At 60.8% G+C, this 21,819-nt stretch carries 25 protein-coding genes; 16 read left to right on the top strand and 9 right to left on the bottom strand.

The window, feature by feature from the left end; all coding sequences use genetic code 11:
• The first annotated feature begins 168 nt into the window (after positions 1-168).
• Positions 169-2,565, top strand: coding sequence for a phosphoketolase (locus I6E58_RS09225; protein WP_374189192.1), 2,397 nt, complete (start codon positions 169-171; stop codon positions 2,563-2,565).
• Positions 2,566-2,646: 81 nt separating this feature from the next.
• Here I6E58_RS09225 and I6E58_RS09220 read toward each other — a convergent pair whose 3' ends face one another.
• Positions 2,647-3,699, bottom strand: a complete 1,053-nt coding sequence (locus tag I6E58_RS09220) for an NAD(P)-dependent alcohol dehydrogenase (RefSeq protein WP_197132501.1) — start codon at positions 3,697-3,699, stop codon at positions 2,647-2,649.
• Between the two features lie 252 nt (positions 3,700-3,951).
• Between I6E58_RS09220 and I6E58_RS09215 the strand changes: the two genes are divergently transcribed.
• On the top strand, positions 3,952-4,464 hold the full coding sequence (locus I6E58_RS09215; RefSeq protein ID WP_197132498.1) for a hypothetical protein: 513 nt from the start codon (positions 3,952-3,954) through the stop codon (positions 4,462-4,464).
• Between the two features lie 126 nt (positions 4,465-4,590).
• Here the strand turns inward: I6E58_RS09215 and I6E58_RS09210 are convergent, their stop codons facing one another.
• On the bottom strand, positions 4,591-5,427 hold the full coding sequence (locus I6E58_RS09210) for an alpha/beta hydrolase (protein ID WP_307842060.1): 837 nt from the start codon (positions 5,425-5,427) through the stop codon (positions 4,591-4,593).
• 111 nt (positions 5,428-5,538) lie between these two features.
• Between I6E58_RS09210 and I6E58_RS09205 the strand changes: the two genes are divergently transcribed.
• Positions 5,539-6,588 (top strand): MsnO8 family LLM class oxidoreductase, encoded by a 1,050-nt coding sequence (locus tag I6E58_RS09205; RefSeq protein ID WP_197132496.1) that lies wholly within the window; start codon positions 5,539-5,541, stop codon positions 6,586-6,588.
• A gap of 372 nt (positions 6,589-6,960) precedes the next feature.
• Here the strand turns inward: I6E58_RS09205 and I6E58_RS09200 are convergent, their stop codons facing one another.
• Entirely contained in the window at positions 6,961-7,998 is a 1,038-nt protein-coding gene (locus tag I6E58_RS09200) for an NYN domain-containing protein (RefSeq protein WP_197132494.1), read from the bottom strand.
• 182 nt (positions 7,999-8,180) lie between these two features.
• On the opposite strand from I6E58_RS09200, the gene I6E58_RS09195 reads away from it, so the two are divergent.
• Complete coding sequence (locus I6E58_RS09195; protein WP_197132492.1) at positions 8,181-8,753, top strand: hypothetical protein; 573 nt, start codon at positions 8,181-8,183, stop codon at positions 8,751-8,753.
• Here I6E58_RS09195 and I6E58_RS09190 read toward each other — a convergent pair whose 3' ends face one another.
• Positions 8,754-9,338 carry a flavin reductase family protein gene (locus I6E58_RS09190; RefSeq protein ID WP_197132490.1) on the bottom strand — a complete coding sequence of 195 codons (585 nt, stop codon included), beginning with the start codon at positions 9,336-9,338 and terminating at the stop codon, positions 8,754-8,756.
• 143 nt (positions 9,339-9,481) lie between these two features.
• Between I6E58_RS09190 and I6E58_RS09185 the strand changes: the two genes are divergently transcribed.
• The gene (locus I6E58_RS09185; protein ID WP_197132488.1) at positions 9,482-10,864 is read left to right on the top strand and encodes an LLM class flavin-dependent oxidoreductase; all 1,383 of its coding nucleotides are present in this window, start codon (positions 9,482-9,484) and stop codon (positions 10,862-10,864) included.
• A 24-nt stretch (positions 10,865-10,888) separates the two neighbouring features.
• Here I6E58_RS09185 and I6E58_RS09180 read toward each other — a convergent pair whose 3' ends face one another.
• Positions 10,889-11,353, bottom strand: a complete 465-nt coding sequence (locus I6E58_RS09180; RefSeq protein ID WP_197132986.1) for a GNAT family N-acetyltransferase — start codon at positions 11,351-11,353, stop codon at positions 10,889-10,891.
• 175 nt (positions 11,354-11,528) lie between these two features.
• A complete protein-coding gene (locus I6E58_RS09175) occupies positions 11,529-11,885 on the bottom strand; it encodes a DsrE family protein (RefSeq protein ID WP_129071281.1) in 357 nt (118 codons plus the stop codon).
• An 83-nt stretch (positions 11,886-11,968) separates the two neighbouring features.
• Here I6E58_RS09175 and I6E58_RS09170 point away from each other — a divergent pair, with 83 nt between their 5' ends.
• The 7 genes from I6E58_RS09170 (at position 11,969) to I6E58_RS09140 (ending at position 17,286) form a co-directional block, all read left to right on the top strand.
• Complete coding sequence (locus tag I6E58_RS09170) at positions 11,969-12,529, top strand: TetR/AcrR family transcriptional regulator (protein WP_197132486.1); 561 nt, start codon at positions 11,969-11,971, stop codon at positions 12,527-12,529.
• 53 nt (positions 12,530-12,582) lie between these two features.
• On the top strand, positions 12,583-13,692 hold the full coding sequence (locus tag I6E58_RS09165) for an Rv2578c family radical SAM protein (protein ID WP_197132483.1): 1,110 nt from the start codon (positions 12,583-12,585) through the stop codon (positions 13,690-13,692).
• A 69-nt stretch (positions 13,693-13,761) separates the two neighbouring features.
• A complete protein-coding gene (locus I6E58_RS09160) occupies positions 13,762-14,547 on the top strand; it encodes a thioesterase family protein (RefSeq protein WP_197132481.1) in 786 nt (261 codons plus the stop codon).
• Positions 14,548-14,612: 65 nt separating this feature from the next.
• Positions 14,613-14,945, top strand: coding sequence for a helix-turn-helix transcriptional regulator (locus tag I6E58_RS09155; RefSeq protein WP_197132478.1), 333 nt, complete (start codon positions 14,613-14,615; stop codon positions 14,943-14,945).
• 30 nt (positions 14,946-14,975) lie between these two features.
• Positions 14,976-15,482, top strand: a complete 507-nt coding sequence (locus I6E58_RS09150; RefSeq protein WP_197132475.1) for an SRPBCC domain-containing protein — start codon at positions 14,976-14,978, stop codon at positions 15,480-15,482.
• 158 nt (positions 15,483-15,640) lie between these two features.
• The gene (locus tag I6E58_RS09145) at positions 15,641-16,402 is read left to right on the top strand and encodes a thioredoxin domain-containing protein (RefSeq protein ID WP_197132472.1); all 762 of its coding nucleotides are present in this window, start codon (positions 15,641-15,643) and stop codon (positions 16,400-16,402) included.
• Positions 16,403-16,404: 2 nt separating this feature from the next.
• The gene (locus I6E58_RS09140) at positions 16,405-17,286 is read left to right on the top strand and encodes a cytochrome c biogenesis CcdA family protein (RefSeq protein ID WP_197132469.1); all 882 of its coding nucleotides are present in this window, start codon (positions 16,405-16,407) and stop codon (positions 17,284-17,286) included.
• 17 nt (positions 17,287-17,303) lie between these two features.
• Here the strand turns inward: I6E58_RS09140 and I6E58_RS09135 are convergent, their stop codons facing one another.
• A complete protein-coding gene (locus tag I6E58_RS09135; RefSeq protein WP_197132466.1) occupies positions 17,304-17,702 on the bottom strand; it encodes an RNA-binding S4 domain-containing protein in 399 nt (132 codons plus the stop codon).
• A complete protein-coding gene (locus I6E58_RS09130; RefSeq protein ID WP_129073455.1) occupies positions 17,702-18,145 on the bottom strand; it encodes a HEAT repeat domain-containing protein in 444 nt (147 codons plus the stop codon). The genes I6E58_RS09135 and I6E58_RS09130 overlap by 1 nt, the downstream gene beginning before the upstream one ends.
• An 83-nt stretch (positions 18,146-18,228) precedes the next feature.
• Here I6E58_RS09130 and I6E58_RS09125 point away from each other — a divergent pair, with 83 nt between their 5' ends.
• From I6E58_RS09125 to I6E58_RS09110, 4 genes are all read left to right on the top strand, one after another.
• The gene (locus tag I6E58_RS09125; RefSeq protein ID WP_197132463.1) at positions 18,229-18,813 is read left to right on the top strand and encodes a CDP-alcohol phosphatidyltransferase family protein; all 585 of its coding nucleotides are present in this window, start codon (positions 18,229-18,231) and stop codon (positions 18,811-18,813) included.
• 44 nt (positions 18,814-18,857) lie between these two features.
• A complete protein-coding gene (locus I6E58_RS09120; protein ID WP_231595194.1) occupies positions 18,858-19,367 on the top strand; it encodes an FHA domain-containing protein in 510 nt (169 codons plus the stop codon).
• A complete protein-coding gene (locus I6E58_RS09115) occupies positions 19,367-20,065 on the top strand; it encodes a MerR family transcriptional regulator (protein ID WP_129071291.1) in 699 nt (232 codons plus the stop codon). The genes I6E58_RS09120 and I6E58_RS09115 overlap by 1 nt, the downstream gene beginning before the upstream one ends.
• A gap of 225 nt (positions 20,066-20,290) precedes the next feature.
• A complete protein-coding gene (locus I6E58_RS09110; protein WP_129071292.1) occupies positions 20,291-20,839 on the top strand; it encodes a MerR family transcriptional regulator in 549 nt (182 codons plus the stop codon).
• Between the two features lie 81 nt (positions 20,840-20,920).
• On the opposite strand, the gene I6E58_RS09105 is transcribed toward I6E58_RS09110, so the two are convergent.
• Positions 20,921-21,727 (bottom strand): ParA family protein, encoded by an 807-nt coding sequence (locus I6E58_RS09105; RefSeq protein ID WP_129073456.1) that lies wholly within the window; start codon positions 21,725-21,727, stop codon positions 20,921-20,923.
• Positions 21,728-21,819: the final 92 nt, after the last annotated feature.

Genomic DNA, 21,819 nt, shown 5'->3' with positions numbered 1-21,819 from the left:
ACCCACAGACTCGCCCAATTCCCACCACGCAACTGCAGCACGCTCCTAAGCTAAGAGAGCGCGCTCACTGTGTCACGAACCTCGAGCCGTGATCGAACGGATTGCCTCACCCACAGCATTGTGAATAGAAGCGAGAATCTTGTGCCTGATCTGAATCTTTCACCTCGCCTGCCCTGGTGCCGCCCTCGCGCCACCGAAGTGCAACCTCAGACGGTCGATCAACTAGACGCGTGGTGGCGAGCGGCCAACTATCTGGCAGTGGGGCAGATCTATCTCCTCGATAATCCCCTCTTGCGTGAGCCCCTCGTCCGCGAGCACACCAAGCCCCGCCTTCTGGGGCACTGGGGCACGACCCCAGGCCTCAACTTTGTCTGGGCTCACCTCAATCGCATCATCCAAGAGCGCGATACCGACACGATTTTCGTTGCCGGCCCCGGGCACGGCGGGCCCGCCGTCGTCGCGAGTGCGTACCTCGACGGCACCTACAGCGAAACGTACGGCGACATTGATAAGAGTGCCGATGGCATCCGCAAGCTGTTCAGACAGTTTTCCTTCCCGGGTGGCATTCCTAGCCACGCGGCTCCCGAAACTCCCGGCTCGATCCACGAGGGTGGCGAGCTCGGCTATGCGCTGTCACACGCCTATGGAGCAGCATTCGATAACCCGAACCTCTTGGTCGCCGCCGTCGTGGGCGATGGGGAGGCTGAGACCGGGCCGCTCGCAACGAGCTGGCACTCGAACAAGTTCATTGATCCTGAGCGGGATGGCGTGGTCTTGCCGATCCTGCACCTGAACGGCTACAAGATCGCGAACCCGACGGTGCTCTCGCGCATCCCCGAAGAAGAGCTGTGCGATTTGATGCGCGGCTACGGGCATACGCCGTACGTTGTCTCGGGTGGTTTCGATAACGAGGATCCGCGCGCGGTGCACGAACGTATGGCCGCCGCGCTCGACGACATCATTGATCACATTGCACGCATCAAGGCGGATGCCGCGGCCGGACTCCTCGAGGGTCGCCCGGCCTGGCCGATGCTGATCTTGCGCACCCCTAAGGGCTGGACGGGGCCGCAGGTGGTCGACGGCCATCCGGTAGAAAACAACTGGCGTTCGCACCAGGTGCCGCTGGCGAGCGTGCGGGATACCGAGGAGCACTTGCAGCAACTCCAGAAGTGGATGGCCTCGTACCGGCCCGAGGAGCTTTTTGATGAGAGCGGTGCACCGCGCGAACTGACCACCGCCCTCGCGCCCGCGGGAGATCGCCGCATGAGCGCCAATCCGGTAACTAATGGCGGACTGCTGCGATCACCGCTTCGGTTGCCCGACTTTCGCGACTATGCGGTCGACGTGCCGAAGCCGGGGGAGACGACAAGCTCGGCGACTGGTGCCCTCGGGGAGTGGTTGCGCGACGTCATTCGCGACAATCCCGACAATTTCCGAATTTTTGGTGCCGATGTCACGGCATCCAATCGGCTGAGTGCCGTCTTCGATGTCACCGATAAACAGTGGGATGCTGAATTCCTGCCGATCGACGCCGACAACCACTTGGCGCGGGCAGGGCGCGTCATGGAGATGCTGAGCGAGCACCAGTGTCAGGGCTGGCTCGAGGGCTACCTGCTCACCGGGCGCCACGGCATGTTCAACTCCTATGAGGCCTTCATCCATATCGTTGACTCAATGTTCAACCAGCACGCGAAATGGCTTGAGGGTGCGAACGCGATTCCTTGGCGTCGTCCCGTGTCATCGCTTAACTACCTGTTGAGCTCGCACGTGTGGCGCCAAGACCACAACGGTGCCTCGCACCAAGACCCCGGTTTTCTTGATCTCGTCATGAATAAGAAGCCGGATGTGGTGCGTGCGTATTTGCCGTGCGACGCGAACACTCTGATTGCCACCTACGACCACTGCCTTCGGTCGGTGAACAAGATCAACGTCGTCATCGCGGGCAAGCACCCGGAAAACAACTGGCTCGATATGTCAGCAGCAATCGAACACTGCACGCGGGGGATCGGGCTCTTCGATTGGGCGGGCACCGAAGTCGTCGGCCAAGAGCCGGATGTCGTACTCGCCTGTGCGGGCGACGTTCCGACCCTAGAAACTCTGGCAGCCGCGCAAATCTTGCGCGAACGGATCCCTGAGCTGCGCGTGCGCGTCGTCAACGTCATCGACTTGATGCGGCTGCACAGCGAATCAGAGCATCCGCATGGGCTCAGTGATGCCGAATACGACGCGATCTTCACGACGGATAAGCCCGTGATTTTCGCCCACCACGGTTACCCGTGGCTGATTCATCGCCTCACGTATAAGCGCGCGGGGCACGCCAACTTGCACGTTCGCGGTTATAAGGACGAGGGCACCACCACCACGCCTTTCGACATGGTGATGATGAACGACCTCGACCGCTTCCATCTGGTGATCGACGTGCTTGAGCGTGTTCCTGGGCTCACGTCACGTCATGCTGCGTTCTGGCAAGAAATGCACGACACTCGACTTCACGCGCAGCAGTACACGCGCGAACATGGAGAAGACATGCCCGAAATCGCCGACTGGAAGTGGGTTTCCGCGTAGAGCTCGCGGGATGGATCGCGCTCGTCGGCTAGCAGCAACTGCTAGCCGACGAGCGCTAGCCGCGACCTCTAGCCGCGACCTCTAGCCGCGACCGTGGGGTGCGACAACAGCGCGGCCAGATAGCTTGCCCGATTCAAGCTTCTTGTAGGCATCGAGGGCATGCTCCATGTCGAAGATCTCGACGTCTGGAACGATCTTGCCCGCGCGGTAAAGGGCGACGACGTCGTACAAGTCCTCGATAGTTCCCCAGTAGGTGCTGAGCAATTCAGCCTCGTACGGCACCGTGTAGAAACTCCAGTTGTAGGCGCCGCCCGCGATCCCGACAATGGTGACTCGACCCTGCACGGCGACCGATTGCATCGCAAGGGCAACGGTCGGGGCAATTCCCACGAAGTCGAAGACGGCGTCTACTCCGCGACCGCCGGTGATTTCTCGGATGCGCGCGGCTTGGTCGTCGCCACCGGGCACTGTAATCGCGCCGCGGAGCGCCGCGCGTTCCATCGCGTCCTCTTTCATATCTGTCGCGATGACGGTAGCGCCGGTGATCGCGGTGAGGATCTGCACGGCCAGTTGCCCGAGCCCACCAAGTCCGATGACGAGCGCGGTCTTTCCGCCCCCTTGCAGTTTCGGAAGGGAGTTTTTGATGGCGTGATACGGCGTGAGGCCGGCGTCTGAGAGCGGCGCGGCTGCCACGGGATCAGCGTCGCCGAGCGGAACGAGGTTGCGAGCGGGTACGGTCATGTATTCCGCCATGCCGCCGTTGCGCCCTAAACCGGAGGCAAGGTAGGGCATTTCAGCTTGGTTCTGGCAGTAGGTGTCTTGGCCGCGCGAGCAGGCTGGACAGTGACCGCAGCCGATGGGGCCGTAGACCAGGAAGGCATCACCGATCGTGATTCCAGTGACGCCGGCTCCAAGCTCTTCTACCCAGCCCGAATTTTCGTGGCCGAGGATGTAGCTGGGCGCGAGTTGAGGCCCTGCGAGGGTCTCATCCATCTCGCTGTAGACGGCCACATCGGAGTGGCATGCTCCGGCGCCAGCTACTTTGAGTAGTACCTCGCCGGGGCCGGGAGTGGGCTTCTCGACGTCTTCAAGTGTGGGGAATGTTTTCCATTGGTTGAACATGACTGCGCGCATGATTTCCTCCCTATAAGTGGCGCGCAACGAGCGATCAAACTGGCGCTACGTTGCGCAGGATGGCTTCCTTTGTTGAAGCCAATTCCACCCTATTGCGTCAACGTTGACTATTTACTGAAACCCGCCGCAATGGGGTGCTGACGCGAACCACTTTTTATGTTTAGAATTGCCGAGACATCGTGGTGATGCCCGGCAATGTGTGCCCCTTCTGGAGTTCTTCCGTGGGCCGTAAGAAAGATCAGATCAACCGGTATGAACATCACTGACTTTGCTGTCAACGCACTCGGATTCGTGGGCACGGCGTTCTCTTTTCTCATGTGGGTTCCGCAAGCACGAATCACTTGGCAGAGCCGGAACGACGCAGTGCGTCTCGCTGGCATCTCGGAGACCACTCAGTGGTTGCTGGTGTTCGGCTACACCACGTGGGGGGCGTACGGTCTGATGAGTGCGTCGTTCTGGGTCGCGGCGCCCAGCGTTATCGCGATCCCGCTTGCCGTGGCCACGATCGTTGTGATCCGTCGCGGCCGGATGCTTCCCGATGAGGGCCGTTCGTTCCCGATTTTTTCCAGCACGGATGCCGATCCGCTCGTCACCATCAGCGATGGTCTCGTGGCACTGACCGAATCCATCCCGATCATCCATACGCACGCCGAGGCTCCCGCCGAGACAACCCGGGCCTCGCACGACTCGTCGGACGTTCTTGGCGAGCCATTGCCACACGCGGCTGGCTACACGGCCACTGGGACGATCCCGATCCTCGCTTAGCGGCACGCAATTTCGCTACAGCTCCGTGAATCCTGAGTCACCGACCTAGCCGATAGTGCCGCCATGAAGGCCAGACTCGGAATCAATCCGAGCCCTCAATTTGCCATTCCCACGGCTTATTAGGCCTTATCGGTTGTTCACGAAACTGTTGATCTCGGCAGTGATGACATCTCGCACTACCGAGCTGTCGAGACTGGCGACTCCGTCGCCAGCTTGCACGCCGTAGTCACCAAAGCTTGCGTGGTTGGCGCCTTCGATGGGAAAAAAGGTTGTGGCGGTGGGCAGCAGATGCGCCGCACTCATGATCTTCTCGGGCGTGCTGAGCAGATCGGCGCTTCCGCTGAGGCTGAGCACCCGCGTATCAACCTCTGAAAGGTCGTTAGCGCAATAGCTGCCGAAGAGAACGAGTCCGCTCACATCGCTCTGCTCGGCATACTGACATGCCCGCACGCCTCCGAGAGAATGCCCGCCGACGATCCAGCTGTCGACATCCGGCACTGCGCTGGTGAAGGTGTCGAGCGAACGCTGATCGAAGAACGCAAGATTCAGGATGGGCTTGGTCACGATGATCGTGAGGCCGGATTCGGCGACTGCTCCCGACAGCTTGTAGAGGTAGGCATCGGCGCTCACCTTGGCTCCCGGAATGAAGACCAGCCCTTCGCCGGATGTTTCCCCTGTGGGGGAAATAATGAAGGAGTTGGAGGTCTCCGTAACCGCGACCGCGGGGTTGCTGCCCACGCTATCGAGCGCGCTCTGCTCAGCCTGCATCACGCCGACGTTGGCCCACACGAGCATTCCGACGACCGCAACAACGAGCACGGCGGCTAGCGAGATCAGGACATTGCGGATGATGCGGCGGGCACGAGAGCGTGACGTTACGGTTGACCGCGGCATTGCCTCGGCAGGATTTGTCGATTCGGCCCGGTCGTTCGAAGCGGAGGGAGACGGTGTGGCAGCGTTCATGGCCCCAGTCTATTGAGCGCGAGCACGCCTCCGCGCAGGTGAACTACCGCTTAACTAGGGGATGCTGCGCTTTCAGGAATATCCACGACTCGGGAGCGTTGAATAGCAGTGATGAATACACCACTTCGCCTTTCCGTTCTTGATCTCATTCCTGTGCGCAGCAACCAGACTTCGGCAGACGCCATTGCGGCTACGACCGCGCTCGCTCAGCGCGCGGATGATCTGGGTTTCTCGCGTTACTGGGTGGCCGAGCATCACAACATGAAGGCCGTCGCGTCGACAAACCCGGCTGTGCTGCTCGGTATTTTGGCGGCGCAGACCAAGAACATTCGCCTCGGGTCAGGCGGAGTGATGCTTCCCAACCACGCCCCTCTCGTTGTTGCTGAGCAATTCGCGATCCTCGAGGCCGCGTTCCCCGGCCGTATCGACCTTGGCATCGGGCGCGCTCCCGGCAGCGACCCCGTAATTACCTCCTACTTGCGGATGACCGGCACGACCAGCGATGTTGATGCTTTCCCGCGCAACGTGGCCGACATCCGCAGCCTCATGAACCCCGAGGGCGCCACGCTGCAGTTGCAGCAGGGGCGAACCTACGAGCTGACGGCGACGCCGAATGCGGCATCCGTTGCAGACCTCTGGCTGTTGGGGTCAAGCGACTACTCAGCGCGTTTGGCTGCATCCCAGGGCATGCCGTATGTCTTCGCCCACCACTTCTCAGGCGAGGGAACAGCCCGCATCCTGGGGCTCTACCGCGACAACTTCGTGCCGTCGGAACAGCTGAAGGCGCCTAAGACATTCTTGACGCTGAACGTGGCTGTCGCCGAGACAGCAGCTGCCGCGCGTGCCGCCGCCCTGCCGCAACTGCAGCAGATGGCGCGCTTGCTCAGCGGTATGCCGCTCGGCCCGCTCTCCACGATCGAAGAGGCCGCTGCGACTGAGCTTGCGGCTCCGCAACAGCAAATGGTGGATGACATGGCCGAGCGCTGGGTCATCGATGAGCCCGTCGCTGCGGCAGCCCGCATCCGCTCGCTGGCGACACGTTTCGGTGTCGACGAGGTCATGGTCGTGCCCGGCCTCTCGGCACACACCGCGGACGCCGCGAACACGTCACCCGTGCGCGTGCGCGCGCTCGAGTTACTGGCGGAACAACTTCTTGTCTAGCGGCCGGAGACCCGGCTGCGTCCTTGGGTGTCTGAACCCGCACTATTCGCGGAGCGGTAGCGATCGCTACACTCGCTCCCGTTGCCAACCGTGGCACGGGAATGGGATGTCACGTCACTAGTGGTGATTGCGCTTACGGTGGGTTTGTCGGTTCTCGCCGCGCTTGCTTTACTCCAGGTCGCGGCCGCTGCGGGGCTCCCGTGCGGCAATCTCGTGTGGGGCGGCCAGCACCGAGTTTTGCCGATGTCGTTGCGCATCGGGAGCGTCATTTCGGTGGCGCTCTACGCTTTCTTCGCGCGCATCCTCGTTGACCGCTCGGGCTTGGCTTCGGTGCTCGGGGCGGGCACCTTCGGAACACGACTACTCCGTCGCCTAGTCGGGAAGCGCAACATTATTCCTCAACCGCAGCTGCCAAACGCCGTTGTGTTCGCGCATTTCGATGTGGGAATGGTGAGATCGTACGAACTCGCCGTAAGTCTTGAACTTGAGCGATGACTCACTAAAGGACGGGTCGATACGCAGCATCTGAGATTTGACAGCAGAATTGTTCAACCAGTCGGAATCCTCTTTCTGCTGCACAAGACGCATCGCGCGGATCAAGAGTCTGAACGGCGGAACCTTCTCCTCCGTAACTGCGGAAATAGTCGAGATCTCATTCTTGACTGCCGCGGGCTCCTTGACCGCTAGCGGAGTCGATGACTTCTTCGTCGCAGTGGTCGTTTGCGCAACTTCGTTCTTGGGCGTGGAAGCGGTTGCGTTGTTCTGCTTCTTCGCAGGCGCCATAGTCGAGGTCGGTGCTGCGCCGGCAATGGAGCCTGAACCCTGCGGTAGGCTTCCGAATTCAACGCCGGGCAGTGAGTCGTAGTCCGCGAACTTGTCACAGGATGCCGTGAGTGCCTGGCTTGTTCCGCCGGCGACTCCAATGCCTACGACATAGCGCCCAAGCATTTTAGCTCGCTGGGCTAAGGCCACGTAGTCAGAATCGCCCGCCACGATGACGACATGCGTGATGTCGGGGAGCCTAAACATGTCCTCCATAGCGTCGACCGACAATCGGATGTCTGCTCCATTCTTCATTTGTGCGGTCAGCGGGAATAACTGTACGAGCTCCACGGCGCGATTGACGAGCTGCTTTTGATAGGCAGCGTTTACTGCTACTGACCAGTCGGCGTAAGCCCGGCTGAAAGCCACTGTGCCAAACGACGAGGCGTAGTCGAGAACTGCTTCGACATCCACTTCGGCGGCGACTAGTTTCTCGCCGATGGAGTTCTTATTAGCTTCAGCTGGGCTGAACCCGCGAGCCTTATCTTTCGAGAACTGCCCGTTACCGTGTTTCTGGTTGTATCGAGAAATCACGATGTTGTCGAAATCGATGTAGACGGCCACACGGCCTTCGCTGGGCACAGCCAATGGGACTCCTCGGGAAAAAGTTTCTCTCAGTCTTCTCGTGAGACTCTCTCAACACAATCCCCGCATTCGGGGCATCCGTTAGAACGTCACATCACGACTAGTTCGCAGAGCCTGCACGAGCAGAGCGGCGGTCAGAATCGTCAGTACGATGGAACTTCACACTGTGAGAGTGGAGATCGCACATGACATATAGCGCTATTCGAGTTCGAGAGACTCCGGGTGAGCCGGGCTCAGGCCGCACCGGAGTCATCGCGATCATCGCCGGCATCGCAGTGGCAGGCTGGGTCTCGTTCGGGCGTCATCTCTTTGGCCTCGGCGGCGATCTCACGGTCATCTACGCGACAACTCTCGGCATTGCTTTCGCTATCCTCTTGGTGCTCGTTGGCCGTGCCATGCGCCGCACCGATCTGCGTGGCTTCGGCACCCGCCCCATCACGCACGCGATGCTCATTTCCTCGGGCATCTGTGCTTTCTTGTTGGGCCTCACCATTCCGGATGCCACGCCAGAGGGTCTGCAAACGATCGTGAGCGGGCCGAACGAACCTGCACTCGGTATCGCCATCGGTATCGCGAACCCACTGGGAGTCATCGGAATAGCGACCGGCATCATCGCGCTGGTGCTCGCGGTGAAGGAATCTCGCGGCCGCATCACGCTCGTCGAAAGTTGGGACGATGACGAGGCTACCGATTCGACGCAGGCTATGGGTTCAGCCCAGAGCGCCGAAACTTCCCCGAGCCCGAGCCCGAGCCTGTAGCTAGCGGCGCCCCAGCTGCGACTGCGAGCTGAGCTCGTGCCAGCCACGGTCGTGATACACCAGCGGGGGGCCAGCATCCGTCTCGGTGCCTATATGAGACTCCTTCGCGAGAACCAGAATCAACGAGGCTGATGCTGTGTCGAGTTGATCGACCCGCTGTCCGACGATGCGAACCGGCGCGCTCGGAAAGTACGGTTCGCCCGTCGGTAGCCGCGACCACAGTGAACTGTCGGCGAATCGATCGACGCCACTGGTCGCGCACAGCTCGGCGATCGGCAATTGTTCGCTGCCGAGAAAATGCACGACGTAGGAGTCGGCATTCCGTATCCCCGTCGCAGTCGACGCCTGGTGACCAATAGAGAAGGCAAAGAGCGGCGGATCCGCGCTCACCGACACAATCGACGTCACCGTCAGGGCGACCGGCCCGAGCGCAGAATCGGCAGTCACGACCGCAACGCCACCCGGATATCGGCGAAACGCTGCCGCAAATTCGGCCGCGCTCAGATCGCTAGTGAGCAGTGCCTCGTCGTCGGTGATGTGGGCGCGCTCGGCGGTACGAGGCGCCGTGGGGGTTGTCGTGTGCATTCGTCCATCCAATGGTTCGGGGATGCGAACTAGCGTGCACCCGCTCGTGCCGCGAAACGAGAATATTTCTTTATATGTCCCACTGTTGCGTCTTTGTTTCGCCCGCAGATGCGCAATCTCGGCGCCGGGAGCACGATGAGGGCATGCCTAGACAAATCCGTTTCAATGCCTTCGATATGAACTGCGTCGCTCACCAATCCTCAGGAATGTGGCGCCACCCTGACGACCAGTCGTGGCGGTACAAAGACCTCGATTACTGGACGGAGCTCGCGCAGTTGCTTGAAAAGGGAACCTTCGACGGCATTTTCATTGCGGATGTCCTCGGCACCTATGACGTCTACGCCGGCTCGAACGAAGCAGCGATTCGCCACGGTGCTCAAGTTCCCGTGAACGATCCGCTGTTGCTCGTGTCGGCGATGGCACACGTCACCGAAAATTTGGGCTTCGGAATTACAGCCGGCACCGCGTACGAGCATCCGTATCCCTTCGCGCGACGGATGTCGACGCTCGATCACCTCACCAAAGGGCGCATCGGCTGGAACGTCGTGACGGGGTACCTGCCCTCGGCCGCGCGAAACATGGGCAATGACGATCAGCTCGAGCACGACGATCGCTATGACCATGCGGACGAATACCTCGAGGTGCTCTACAAGCTGTGGGAGGGCTCCTGGGAAGACGATGCGGTGATCCGCGACCGGGAATCCGGCGTTTTCACGGACCCCAGCAAAGTTCACGATATCGAGCACAGCGGCAAACACTTCTCGGTGCCCGGCATCCATCTGGCTGAACCTTCGGTTCAACGCACGCCGGTGATCTATCAAGCTGGGGCATCGCCCCGCGGGATCCAGTTCGCCGCGGGCAACGCCGAGGCAATCTTTGTTGCAGCCTCGACCAAAGCTGGTCTCAAGGAGACGGTGAGTCGCATTCGGGACGCTCTCGAAGAAGCGGGCCGTGACCGCTACTCAGCACGGATTTATACGCTACTGACGATCATCACCGACGAGACCTCGGAGAAGGCCCACGCCAAGTACGCCGACTATCTGAGCTACGCAAGCGAAGAAGGAGCACTCGTCTTTATGTCGGGATGGATGGGAATCGACCTCTCGCAGTACGACCTCGACGAGCCGATCGGCAACGTGAAGAGCAACGCGATCCAGTCGACAGTCGCGAATTTTCAGAAGGCGAACAGCGATGGCAGCGAGTGGAAAGTTCGCGATATTGCTCGTCTCGGAGCTATTGGCGGCCTTGGTCCGTTCATCATTGGCTCGGGTGAAGAAATTGCGGCTGAGCTGGAGTCCTGGGTGGCAGAAACCGACGTCGACGGGTTCAATCTCGCGTACGCAATCACGCCCGGCACGTTCGAAGATGTTGTCGAGCACGTGATTCCGGTGCTGCGGGCTCGCGGTTCATACCCCGAGGAGTATGTAGCGGGAACGCTGCGTCAGAAGCTGCATGGCCGGGGCGATCGCTTGCCCGCAGAACATGCTGGCGCAAGCTATCGACGTCAGCCGGCTGCTGTTCGATGAACCGGTGAGGGCTTCACCCAAGTGCTAGAGCTTGACCGAGTACTTGTACCCAATGTGCGTGGCTTCGAAGCCGAGCTTCTTGTAGAAACGGTGCGCGTCGGTGCGTGCTTCGTCTGACGTGAGCTGGACGAGGGACGCGCCGAGCGTAGGCGCCGCGGTGTCGATAACCCAGCGCATCATGGCGCCGCCGATCCCGCTTGAACGCTGGCTGGCGGCGACGCGGACGGCTTCGACTTGAAGGCGGTGCGATCCTCGCCGCGCCATTCCCGGGATAGCGGTGAGCTGCATCGTTGCGACAACATCGCCCGAAGGTGCAACGACAACCAGCAGCGCGTTGGCGGGTGTCGTAGCGATGGCGTGGAAGGCCTTCTCGTACGCCGGCCGGTCTTCGGGGCGAGCCGTGTCTCCCCGAAGAGCGCTCACGGGGTCATCCGCGAGCAGCTGCAGGATCGTGTCGATGTCTCCGAGTTCGGAGTAGCGAAGAGTCATTTCGCCGTCGCGGGTCTGCAGGGTGGTAGGAACTGTCACTTTAGAGAACACTCCTACGACGTTAGCAGCGCTGGAGCTGTCTCCCCGTCGCGAGAACATGGTTGTGAATGAGCGACGGCCCGGACGCCTGCCGTAGCGGGAGACCGGGCCGTCGCCGTTCTCGGGGGAGAACTTATTAGAAGTTCATGATCTGGTAGCCGGCAACGACGAGCTTGCGAACGCTGGCTTCACCGCCGTTGTCAGAGAGCAGCGGGAAACCACCATCGCGGATGGGCTCGAGTACGTTGTGCGACTTTGCGCAGAATTCGCAGGCACCGATGATGGTGTCGCCGAGGGCGCCAATGAGGCCGTTCATGGGGTTGCTGGGGTCAGCGATCTTCGCGAGGGTCTCGACGCCCGAGCCGTCGAACATGACGACGACATCGTCACCGGCAGCCTTGAACTCGAGAGCGGTCTTGAGGCCGCGGTACACGCGAGCGTTGTTGTTCTCGAGGGTCTCGAGGATAACTACGGCGATTTTGAGATCTGACATTGAAAACTCCTTGGGTTAGCCATCCAGCGTTTCTAGACGGTTCCGTCTAGAAAAATATAGACGGGTTCGTCTAGAATCGCAACATGGCTCCAGAAACCCCTCAAATTCGCGTCACGTCGCGCATGAAGCTTCTCGCCACGGCGGCGCACTTGTTCTACACGCACGGGATCAACGCCACGGGCATCGATACCGTGATCGCGCAGGCCGGGGTGGCAAAGGGCAGCATGTATCACCACTTTCCGAGCAAAGAAGCGCTGATTGCCGCCTATCTCGATGAGGAGGCTGATGCGTGGCTCGATCGAGTGACGGAGCTCGATGATGTGAGCGCTCCGAGGGCAGATCGTATAGAGCTGCTTTTTCTCGCTATTGCTGACCAAGTCGACAACGGCACGTTCTATGGTTGCCCGTTCACCAATGCGGCGATCGAATGTCCGACTATGGCAGACGTCCAGGCCTCCATTACCCGCTATCGCCGGGTGCTGCGTGCTCACCTCGCGGAGATTGTCGGGGCCGACTCGATGGATGCCTTGGTCTCGCGATTGATCGTCCTCTACGACGGAGCGCTGACCACCGCAAAGCTCACTCGAGACTCTGCTCAGGTGCGAGACATTGCGCAGTTCGCTCGCGAGGTCAGCGCGGCCTAACGTCATGGGCGCGTCGGCTTGCGAAAGATTCGAACATATGTTCGGATGCTCTCATGCGATGGAGTGGGCAGCAGGTCAGCAGCGAAGCGCCGGATGCTCTGCCCGGGCTCGCCAAGTTCAACAATCTCGTACGAACGGTGCGAACGCCCGAGTTTGACGGCGTCACCTTCTATGAGGTGCTGGCTAAGAGCGCGCTCAATAAGGTGCCTACCGCGAGCGATATGCCATTCGGTTGGACGATCAACCCCATGCGTGGCTGCCTCCACCAGTGCACCTATTGCTTCGCTCGTCCCACGCACGAGTTTCTCGATCTCGATGCGGGTAAAGACTTCGACACTCAGATCATCGTCAAGGTGAACGTGGCCGAGGTTTTGGCCAAGGAGCTCAGTAAGCCCAACTGGGGCAGGCATCCGGTGGCGCTAGGCACTAATACCGACCCCTATCAGCGTGCCGAGGGTCGCTACCGGCTGATGCCCGGCATCATCGCCGCCCTAGCCGGGTCCGGCACGCCGCTCTCCATCCTGACGAAAGGAACGCTGCTGCGGCGAGACCTGCCGCTCTTGGTGGAGGCAAACGAGCATGTGCCGGTTGACCTCGGCATGTCGATCGCTATCTACGACGACGACCTTCAGCAGTCGGTCGAGCCCGGCACTCCGACCGCCAAGGCTCGCTTGGCCACGGTGACCGCCGCTCGCAACGCTGGCCTCGACTGTGCGGTGTTCCTCATGCCGATTCTTCCTTTCCTGACTGACACGCGCGATCATCTCGAGCGCGCGGTCGCGCAGGTCAAAGAAGCGGGCGGAACGTCGATCACGTATTCGGCCCTGCACCTCAAGCCCGGAACCAAGGAGTGGTACTTCCAGTGGCTGGAAGGCGCGCACCCAGAGCTTCTCGACAAGTACCGGTCGATGTATTCGGCGGGAAACTACGCCCCGAAGGATTACCGCAAGTGGCTAGCGGCCAAGTTGCAGCCAATTATTCGCCGACACGGGTTGCAACGTACCGCGCTTGATCCAGCCACGGGAATTGTCGGTTCTCGTGCCCTGCCGCGGGTGCACGCCGGAGTACGCTCCACGTCGGGGTCGGCTGTGCGTTCGTTGATCGCCGAAGAGATGCCGCCGGAGTTAGCGGCGCGGGCAATGCCCCAGCCGATGCTTTTCTAACCACGCGGTCGAATATTTCTGAGCTGGCGGGCTCTGTGCGGCAGTAGTTCTGCTGATTAGGCTGGGGCGGTGACCTCAACCGCTCCGTCGTACTACCTCCGCCATAGCGATACCCGTTTCGAATCGACGCTTCACGCGCAGGGCGCGTGGAATCCCCACGAACAACACATGGCTCCCGTCGCCGGAATCTTGGCGCATGCTCTGGAGGGCTTCGAGGTGCGCCCAGAGCTACGCATCGCCCGCGTCAGTTACGAAATTTTGGGATTGATCCCTGATGGGGAGTTCGACATCCACGTGTCGATGCTCAGGCCCGGGCGCACCATCGAACTTGTACAGGCAGAGTTAAGCGCCGGCGGCCGTGTTGCCGTGCGCGCTACGGCCTGGCGATTGCACACGTCAGATACTGCCGAAGTCGCGGCAATTGTTGATGAGCGGATGCGCGGCCCCGAGCAGGCGAGCGCTCCCGTCGATTTGGCACAGTGGCCCGGGGGCTACATCCGCTCGATTGAGGCCCGGGCGCTTCCCGAGCACGAAGCAGGTCGCGGAAGGGTCTGGCTGCGCACTCCGCTTCCGCTGCTCGCTTCTGAACCAGTCTCAGACTTCGTGAGGCTCACGGGGCTCGTGGATACAAGCAATGGAATCGCGACGCGGGTCAAGCCGGGGGAGGGCGGTTATGCCTTCCCCAATGTCGACCTGCAGATCCACTTGTACCGTCTTCCCGCCGGCGAGTGGCTCGGCCTCGAGAATGCGGTGAGTTTCGGCACCGATGGCGTCGGCCTGACGTCGACCGTGCTCCACGATATTCAGGGGCCATTCGGGCGAGCGGAACAGATCCTCACGCTGCGCAAGCTGTAGACGCCACAACGCCGGTCCCGATTGGCTCTTGCGCGGCTGTCGCAGCACCCGTAATCTACAACCAAATGGTTGTAGATGAACTTTCCGACTCTCAAGTCGACGCAATGTTTCGAGCGCTTGCGGATGCCACGCGCCGTGACATCGTGACGCGCGTTTTCAACGAGGGTGTTTCTGTGTCGCAGCTCGCGCGTAAGTACGAGATGAGTTTCGCGGCGGTGCAAAAACACGTGGCAATCCTGCACACCGCAGGACTGGTGACGAAAGAGCGTCAGGGCCGCGAACAAATCGTGCGCGGAAATCTTCCCACCATTCAGCGCGCGCAAGAGTTGCTCGCTCGTTTAGAGAACGTCTGGACGCAGCGAGTGCTGCGAATGGAAGCCCTGCTCGACGAGGAGTAGCGGCCACGACCCATCACGATAGGAGACTCCATGAAAATATCGACCCACACCGACTCAGTTGCGCTCTCGATGACCACGACGGCGGAGTTCACCGCGTCAGCCGAACGTGCGTGGCAACTGGTGAGCGACCCGCGTCAGCTGGAGCGCTGGTGGGGGCCGCCCGAGTGGCCCGCTACCTTTGTACGCTTTGACTTCGAACCAGACGGCCGGGCTCACTATTACATGCAGGGTCCGGATGGTGAGCGCCTTCACGGCTGGTGGAAGTTCATTTCCATCGCGGCTCCGACGCAAGTCCTTATTGAAGATGGCTTCGCGGATGACCAGGGCGAGCCCTCGGGAGACCTCGGCGTCACGACGGCGCGGCTGACTTTCGAGCCGACCGACTCCGGCACCCGACTCACGATCTTTTCGCAATTCCAGTCGCTTGAGCAATTGGAGGAAATGATCGAGATGGGCATGGAAGAAGGAATGCGCCTCGCTGTGGGCCAGATTGCGGGCATCCTGAGCACTGCAACCAGCGAGAGCAAAGAGAACTGACGGGTGCCGCGTCGAAGCCTCAATGAGCAGCCGTTCGCGTGGTGTGATCGGGGGTGGATGGGGCGAGCGCTAGTGATCCATCCGAATAGGTAGGGTGGATGGTGACTCTCGTGGAGTCGCGGATGTGGGCAGTTGAGTGTCCCAAGGAGATCGTCAGCATGAACACACCTCGCCCGTCGTCATCGAAGCGCCCGCTGCAAGGCCGTAAAGCTAAGCCGCGTCGCCAGCTTCCTTTGCTTCTGGGTGGAATCGTGGTGCTGGGGCTGCTCGCGGTTGCCTTCGTCGCTGGCGCGCAGTCGAACTCCGACTCGTCATCGCCTCAGGCTCTTCCGTCTGTCTCGAATGGCGATGATGCGCAGCCTGCTCTCGAGCTCGCGCGACGGGTTGCCGATGATCCCACCGCGCTCGGAGCGATCGATGCTCCCGTCGTTCTCATTGAATATGCGGACTACCGCTGCCCGTTCTGCGGTGTTCTGTCTCGAGAAACCCTCCCTGAACTGGTCGCTGAGTACGTCGATTCCGGGCAGCTCCGCATCGAGTGGCGCGACAACCCTATTTTCGGCGAAACCTCGGTGATGGCTGCGGTCGCCGCGCATGCGGCGGGAGAGCAGGGGCTCTTCTGGGAATATAACGAGGCGGTGTACGCCTCAGCGCCAGAGACCGGGCACCTCGAGATCGATAGCGACAAGATTCTCGACTACGCCCGCGAGATCGGGGTGCCTGATATGGCAAAGTTCGAAGCTGATCTGGTGAGCCCTCAGCTCTACGAACGCGTGCAGCTCAACGCGCAAGAGGCTCAACAAATCGGTGTAACGAGCGTGCCGTCCATTGTGATCAATGATGTTGCCATCGCGGGCGCGCAGCCGCTGCAGGTGTTCCAGGATGTCATCGACGAGCAGCTAAGACTGGCAGACCAGTAACAGTGGATATCGGATACGCCGGGGCGTTTATTGGTGGCCTTTTCGCTCTGCTGAGCCCGTGTTCCGTGATGCTCTTGCCGGCATTCTTCGCGTACGCCTTCGGCTCTGCTTCGGCATTGTTCGCTCGCACGGCGCTCTTCTTTGCCGGGCTCGTGACGACGCTCATTCCGCTCGGAGTATTTTCGGCAACGCTGGGTTCGCTCGTGAACGAGAACCGCGGCGCGCTGATTGTGGGCGCCGCTGTAATAGTCATCGCTGCAGGCGCGGTGCAACTCTTTGCTATTCCGGTTCCGGGTCTGACCCGAACCGAGAGAGCGGATGCTGCAACCGACCGAACCTCTGCTGTTTCCGTCTTCGCGCTCGGCATGGTCTACGCCGTCGCTGGCGTCTGCGCGGGGCCGATCCTCGGGTCTGTACTCGCGGTCGCGGCGCTCAGCGGAAACGCGGTCTACGGCGCCATCATGCTCACCCTCTATGCTCTGGGGCTGACGGTTCCGCTGCTTGTCCTTGCGGCTGTCTGGAAGCGGCTCGGCGTGCGCGGGCGTCGCTGGCTGCGGCCTCGAACGCTCACGATTCGTGGTTGGTCGAACTCGTGGACGATGATCGTGTCCGGCGCGCTGACCATTGCAATTGGCATCCTTCTGCTCGTGAGCGATGGCACTGCCTCGCTCGGCGGGGTAATCCCGATCACCTTCCAGTACCGCGCAGAGTCGTGGGCAGCAACGACCGGATCGAGCATCAGTAATGCGCTCTTTCTGGGCGTGGCGGTCGCAGTCGCCGCCGCTGTTGCCGCAACAGTCTGGCTCGTCTCCCGGCGCGCGGCTCTGCGCGCGCAGGCGCTCGACGAAGTAGTTCACGTCGAATCAGGCCCGCTCGGCGACTGACGCGAGCCCGAGCGTAACTAGAGCTCGGGCATCCATTCGTCGGCGCTGTCTCTGCCGCGTAGCTTGTCGATTTCGCGACGCTCGCGCTTAGTCGGCCGCCCGGCGCCGCGATCGCGGAGCGGCGCGAAGGCGCGCTCTTCGCGAGAGGGCGGAGGGGGAGTTTCGTCGATGTAGCTTTCGGCAGCGGTGACGGCCGAGACGCGCTTAACGATCGTCTGCTTGACGACAAGGATGCGGTCGAAGCCGGCGATGCGAACGCGCACCTGATCTCCGATGCGCACGGGCTGAGCAGCTTTAACACTCGAACCGCCGATTTTCACGTGACCGGCCCGACAGGCAGCGGTCGCTTGCGAGCGAGTTTTGTAGACGCGCACCGCCCACAGCCAGCTGTCGACGCGAACGGTACCCGCAGCCATTAGACCGTCGCGAGTTCAGTTTTCCACTGAACGAGGCGCTGCACGGTGGCGTTAGTGTCCGCCGCGAGAGTATTCATTGCATCGTCGGGCACAAAAAAGTTGATCGCGAGAAAGCCGCGCACGACCTCGGAGGGGTCATCGACGAGCATCCGGAGTACATCGCACGGGGCGTGTTCGTTGCGGGCAACGCACGCTCGCACTCCGGCGTCGCTGTCGCGGGCGAGCTTCTCGAACACGTCAACGGGGGTGTGGTGGCTGCTCGCGGCGCTCTCGCGAATCTTGGGGTTGGGGTCAGCGGCGAGTAGCCGCAGGCGTGCAATTTTACTGTCGGTGACCTCAGGCGCGGGGTGGAGCACAGCAGCCTCTTCGGCGCTGAGCATCGAAGGCGCCATCGCTCGCATCTGTGCCCGTTGGGCGGGAGTATTGAACCGGATGCATGACATGGTGTCGAGGATACTCGTGCGCTGCTGCGAGACCACGCTGTGCTCTCGGCATTTTGCATGCGGATGCTCGCTAGACTTGAGCCGTGGCCAAGAGCAGTTCACCCGAGATCAGCGATCGTGTGTGGACTGTGCCCAATATCTTGAGCTTCATCAGGCTCGGGCTCGTTCCTGTGTTCCTCTATCTCATCATTTCTGCCCAGGACGCATTAGCGCTGCTTGTGCTGGTTTTTTCCAGCCTCAGCGACTACCTCGATGGCTTCATCGCCCGGCGTTTCAACCAAATGACGCGATTGGGGCAGCTGCTCGATCCGGCGGCGGATCGCCTCTTCATTTTTGCGGCGCTGATCGGTCTCGCCGCTCGCCAGGTTATCCCGTGGTGGTTGGTCGTGGTGATTGTGGCGCGTGACGTCATGTTGGCGATCTTGGGCATCGTTTCTGCCAACTACGGGTTTGGCCCGCTTCCGGTCCACCATTTGGGCAAAGTCGCCACTGCGGCGCTCTTCTACGCACTGCCGATACTGATGCTCGGGCAGGCATTTCCTGCAATTGCCGGGGTCACGGAACCCCTCGGGTGGGCTTTCGCGCTCTGGGGCGCATTCTTATATTGGTGGGCAGGTTTCATTTACGTTGCACAATCCGTCCGAATTTCTCGTCTTCCGAGGGTCTGAGGAGTGCTCCGATCCGATACGCTGGTTAGTCAGGGAGGTTTGCGATGGTTGAGTCAATGAATAGTGGTCACGGCGCCGACGTACAGTCGGCAAACGAGACGTCCGCGCAGCCTATTGTCGAGCGCATCGACACCACAGCTACGTATAGTCACGAGTTTGCGGCGCAGGTCGCAGCGATGGCTGCTGATGTGTCGGCCGACGAGCAGTCTGCGATCGCCGCGCTGCCTTCGGGGTCAGCTTTGCTGATCGTTCGCCGCGGCCCCAACGTGGGTGCGCGTTTCCTTTTGGATGCCGACCTCACCACGGTGGGCCGTCATCCTGAGGCAGATATTTTTCTCGATGACGTCACGGTGTCGCGTCGTCATGTCGAGTTCTTGCGTAACGGTATGTCTTTCGATGTTAAAGACTTGGGTTCGCTCAACGGCACCTACCTCGGCGGCGACCGCATCGCGACTACCGCGGTCCTTCGCGACCGTGCTGAAGTTCAGATCGGCAAGTACAAGCTCACGTTTTACGCGTCGCGGCGCGATCTCGCGCCGGCGGCGGGTAATTAGTGGCTAGCGTCGCACGCCAAGCGCGGTCCACTCCGGGTCCCGCTCTGCTGAGTATTGGCCAAGTTCTTGCCAAGCTCAGTCCTGAGTTTCCTGATTTGACCCCGTCGAAGTTGCGTTTCCTCGAGGAACGAAAGCTCGTAGCTCCGGCGCGTACCGCGTCGGGCTATCGCAAGTTTTCGTCCGCAGACATGGAGCGCTTGCGCTTTGTGCTCACGATGCAGCGTGACCACTATCTTCCCCTCAAAGTCATTCGTGGCTATTTGGAAGAGATGGATGCGGGGCGTACCCCTGAGCTTCCTGGCGGCGCGGTTGCGGCGGCTTCCATGCTCTCGGCGGAGCGCAAGCTCACCCGCGACGAGTTAATTCGCGAGGCCGGCGCGAGCCCGATGCTGCTGGGGGACGCGATTTCGTCGTCGCTCATCGTGGCGTCTGATGTATTCGGTGAAGATTCTCTTGCCGTGCTCAAGTCGCTTGTAGAGCTCCAGCGCAGCGGTATTGAGCCACGACACCTTCGCGGGTTCCGCGCAGCCGCAGAACGCGAGCTAGGCCTTATCGAGAGTGCATTGATGCCGGTCGCGCGTCGTAAAGATGCGTCAAGTCGCGCCCGTGCGGCAGAGATGGCCCGCGAAATTGCCGGGCAGCTAGAGATCGTTCGCAGCAGTCTTATTCGATCCGCCCTCAGCAGACTCGATTCGTAGTACGGTCGATCTGTTGATCGTTTTTTGGCGCCAGCCAAAGACGGTTCCGTGAGGTTAGCCCAGTTTCACCCGGCTGATTCCGACACGCCGCCGAGTTTTTGCGAATGTCGTTGATCGGGGCCGCGGGCGTGACTACCGTGGGGTAACACGAAACACTAAGCGTCAACTTCAACATGAAGGTTCGTTGTTTTCGTGCTGATCAATCAGAACTAAAGGGGCCAAGCCATGAGTGAAGTGAACCGTAGCGAAGAATCACGCTACGACCTTGGCCTTCTCTTCACCGACGGAATGCCCAACCTCGACGACACGTCGGGATACCGCGGCGCTGTAGCTGCTCGCGCTGCGGGCATTAGCTACCGTCAACTCGACTACTGGGCTCGCACCCAACTTGTAGAGCCCACGGTTCGTGGCGCTGCCGGATCAGGCTCACAGCGACTGTATGGCTTCCGCGACATCCTCGTGCTCAAGTTGGTCAAGCGACTGCTCGACACGGGTATCTCCCTTCAGCAAATCCGCATCGCAGTCAACCAGCTCCGCGAATCGGGCATTCATGATCTTGCTCAGACCACTCTCATGAGCGACGGAGCCGGAGTTTACCTCTGCACGTCAAACGACGAAGTTATCGACCTCGTAAGCCGCGGCCAGGGCGTGTTCGGCATCGCTGTCGGCAAGGTTCTGCGCGAAGTGGAAACCAGCCTGATTGACCTCGATACGATCAAGGGCGAAGACCCCATGGATGAGCTGGCTAAACGTCGTTCATCCCGCGCGTCCTAAGCGACGATTTTCTCGCTGCGTAGTTGCAGCACGCAAAAAAGACCAGCACCGAAGTGCTGGTCTTTTGTGTATAGAGGCGAGCTACTGGCCGTTGTTGTACTCGCCCATGCGCGCGGCGCGCATGACGCGGTCGAGAATCTGATCGAAGTATCGCGCCATTTCTTGAGCGCTCTCGCCCGGCCACACGTGCAGGGGCTTAGCAGCGCCCTGAGCCTGCTGAAGCGAGGTACGCTCCGGAAGCTGTGGTGAAAGCACGAGCGGGCCAAACATGTCGCGAAGTTCCTTGATTCGAAACTGGTGTTCGAGTGACTGTGACCGCAAACGGTTCACGATGATGCCGAGCGGCTGCAAACGGGGGGAGAGGCCGCGGCGAATTTCTTCGATCGCGCGGAGGGCGCGGTCGGCGGCGGCCACTGAAAATAGTCCGGGTTCCGTAACGATCGAGACGCGGTCGCTGGCAGCCCACGCGGTTCGCGTGAGGGCGTTCAGCGACGGCGCGCAGTCGATCAGTACAAGGTCGTAATCCGCTTCAACGTTGGCGAGGGCTTCTTCAAGCTTCCAAATGTCGCGAATGCTGGGGTGCGGCCCGTCGAAGTTGATCGCCGACGGGGAGCCGATGAGTACATCTATCTTGCCGGGGCGGCCTTTGGTCCAGCCACTCGGAGCGATCGCGGCGCGCACGATTTTCTCCTTGGGCGAGGCAAGGACGTCAGCCACATTGAGGTGACCGGTGACATCAATGTCCATACCGGTCGAAACATCGGACTGGGGGTCAAGGTCGACGACGAGAGTTCGAAGACCGCGAGCGAAGGCCGCCGAAGCGAGCCCAAGCGTCACGGTCGTCTTTCCTACGCCCCCCTTGAGGGAGCTAACGCTAAGTACGTGCACGAGTAACGACGATACCTTCACTACAGTTAAGAAACCTAAAACTCCGCCAACTTTTGCGCACCCTTGAGGAAACTGCCAGAGTTCAATCACTC

Origin of the sequence: Salinibacterium sp. SWN1162, from assembly GCF_015864675.1 — a bacterium.
In the GTDB taxonomy this organism is placed as follows: Bacteria; Actinomycetota; Actinomycetes; order Actinomycetales; family Microbacteriaceae; genus Rhodoglobus.
The sequence above is the reverse complement of the archived record's forward strand: the minus strand, read 5'-3'. Positions and strand labels throughout refer to the sequence as shown.

Excerpts from the sequence above, each read along its gene's own strand:
- I6E58_RS09110 (WP_129071292.1), top strand. The coding sequence starts at position 20,291 with ATGAGTGAAGTGAACCGTAGCGAAGAATCACGCTACGACCTTGGCCTT.
- I6E58_RS09180 (WP_197132986.1), bottom strand. The coding sequence starts at position 11,353 with ATGACTCTTCGCTACTCCGAACTCGGAGACATCGACACGATCCTGCAG.
- I6E58_RS09145 (WP_197132472.1), top strand. The coding sequence starts at position 15,641 with ATGAACACACCTCGCCCGTCGTCATCGAAGCGCCCGCTGCAAGGCCGT.
- I6E58_RS09190 (WP_197132490.1), bottom strand. The coding sequence starts at position 9,338 with ATGCACACGACAACCCCCACGGCGCCTCGTACCGCCGAGCGCGCCCAC.
- I6E58_RS09215 (WP_197132498.1), top strand. The coding sequence starts at position 3,952 with ATGAACATCACTGACTTTGCTGTCAACGCACTCGGATTCGTGGGCACG.
- I6E58_RS09220 (WP_197132501.1), bottom strand. The coding sequence starts at position 3,699 with ATGCGCGCAGTCATGTTCAACCAATGGAAAACATTCCCCACACTTGAA.
- I6E58_RS09175 (WP_129071281.1), bottom strand. The coding sequence starts at position 11,885 with ATGTCAGATCTCAAAATCGCCGTAGTTATCCTCGAGACCCTCGAGAAC.
- I6E58_RS09165 (WP_197132483.1), top strand. The coding sequence starts at position 12,583 with ATGCGATGGAGTGGGCAGCAGGTCAGCAGCGAAGCGCCGGATGCTCTG.
- I6E58_RS09195 (WP_197132492.1), top strand. The coding sequence starts at position 8,181 with ATGACATATAGCGCTATTCGAGTTCGAGAGACTCCGGGTGAGCCGGGC.
- I6E58_RS09185 (WP_197132488.1), top strand. The coding sequence starts at position 9,482 with ATGCCTAGACAAATCCGTTTCAATGCCTTCGATATGAACTGCGTCGCT.
- I6E58_RS09120 (WP_231595194.1), top strand. The coding sequence starts at position 18,858 with ATGGTTGAGTCAATGAATAGTGGTCACGGCGCCGACGTACAGTCGGCA.
- I6E58_RS09210 (WP_307842060.1), bottom strand. The coding sequence starts at position 5,427 with ATGAACGCTGCCACACCGTCTCCCTCCGCTTCGAACGACCGGGCCGAA.
- I6E58_RS09205 (WP_197132496.1), top strand. The coding sequence starts at position 5,539 with ATGAATACACCACTTCGCCTTTCCGTTCTTGATCTCATTCCTGTGCGC.
- I6E58_RS09155 (WP_197132478.1), top strand. The coding sequence starts at position 14,613 with ATGGTTGTAGATGAACTTTCCGACTCTCAAGTCGACGCAATGTTTCGA.
- I6E58_RS09130 (WP_129073455.1), bottom strand. The coding sequence starts at position 18,145 with ATGTCATGCATCCGGTTCAATACTCCCGCCCAACGGGCACAGATGCGA.
- I6E58_RS09135 (WP_197132466.1), bottom strand. The coding sequence starts at position 17,702 with ATGGCTGCGGGTACCGTTCGCGTCGACAGCTGGCTGTGGGCGGTGCGC.
- I6E58_RS09150 (WP_197132475.1), top strand. The coding sequence starts at position 14,976 with ATGAAAATATCGACCCACACCGACTCAGTTGCGCTCTCGATGACCACG.
- I6E58_RS09170 (WP_197132486.1), top strand. The coding sequence starts at position 11,969 with ATGGCTCCAGAAACCCCTCAAATTCGCGTCACGTCGCGCATGAAGCTT.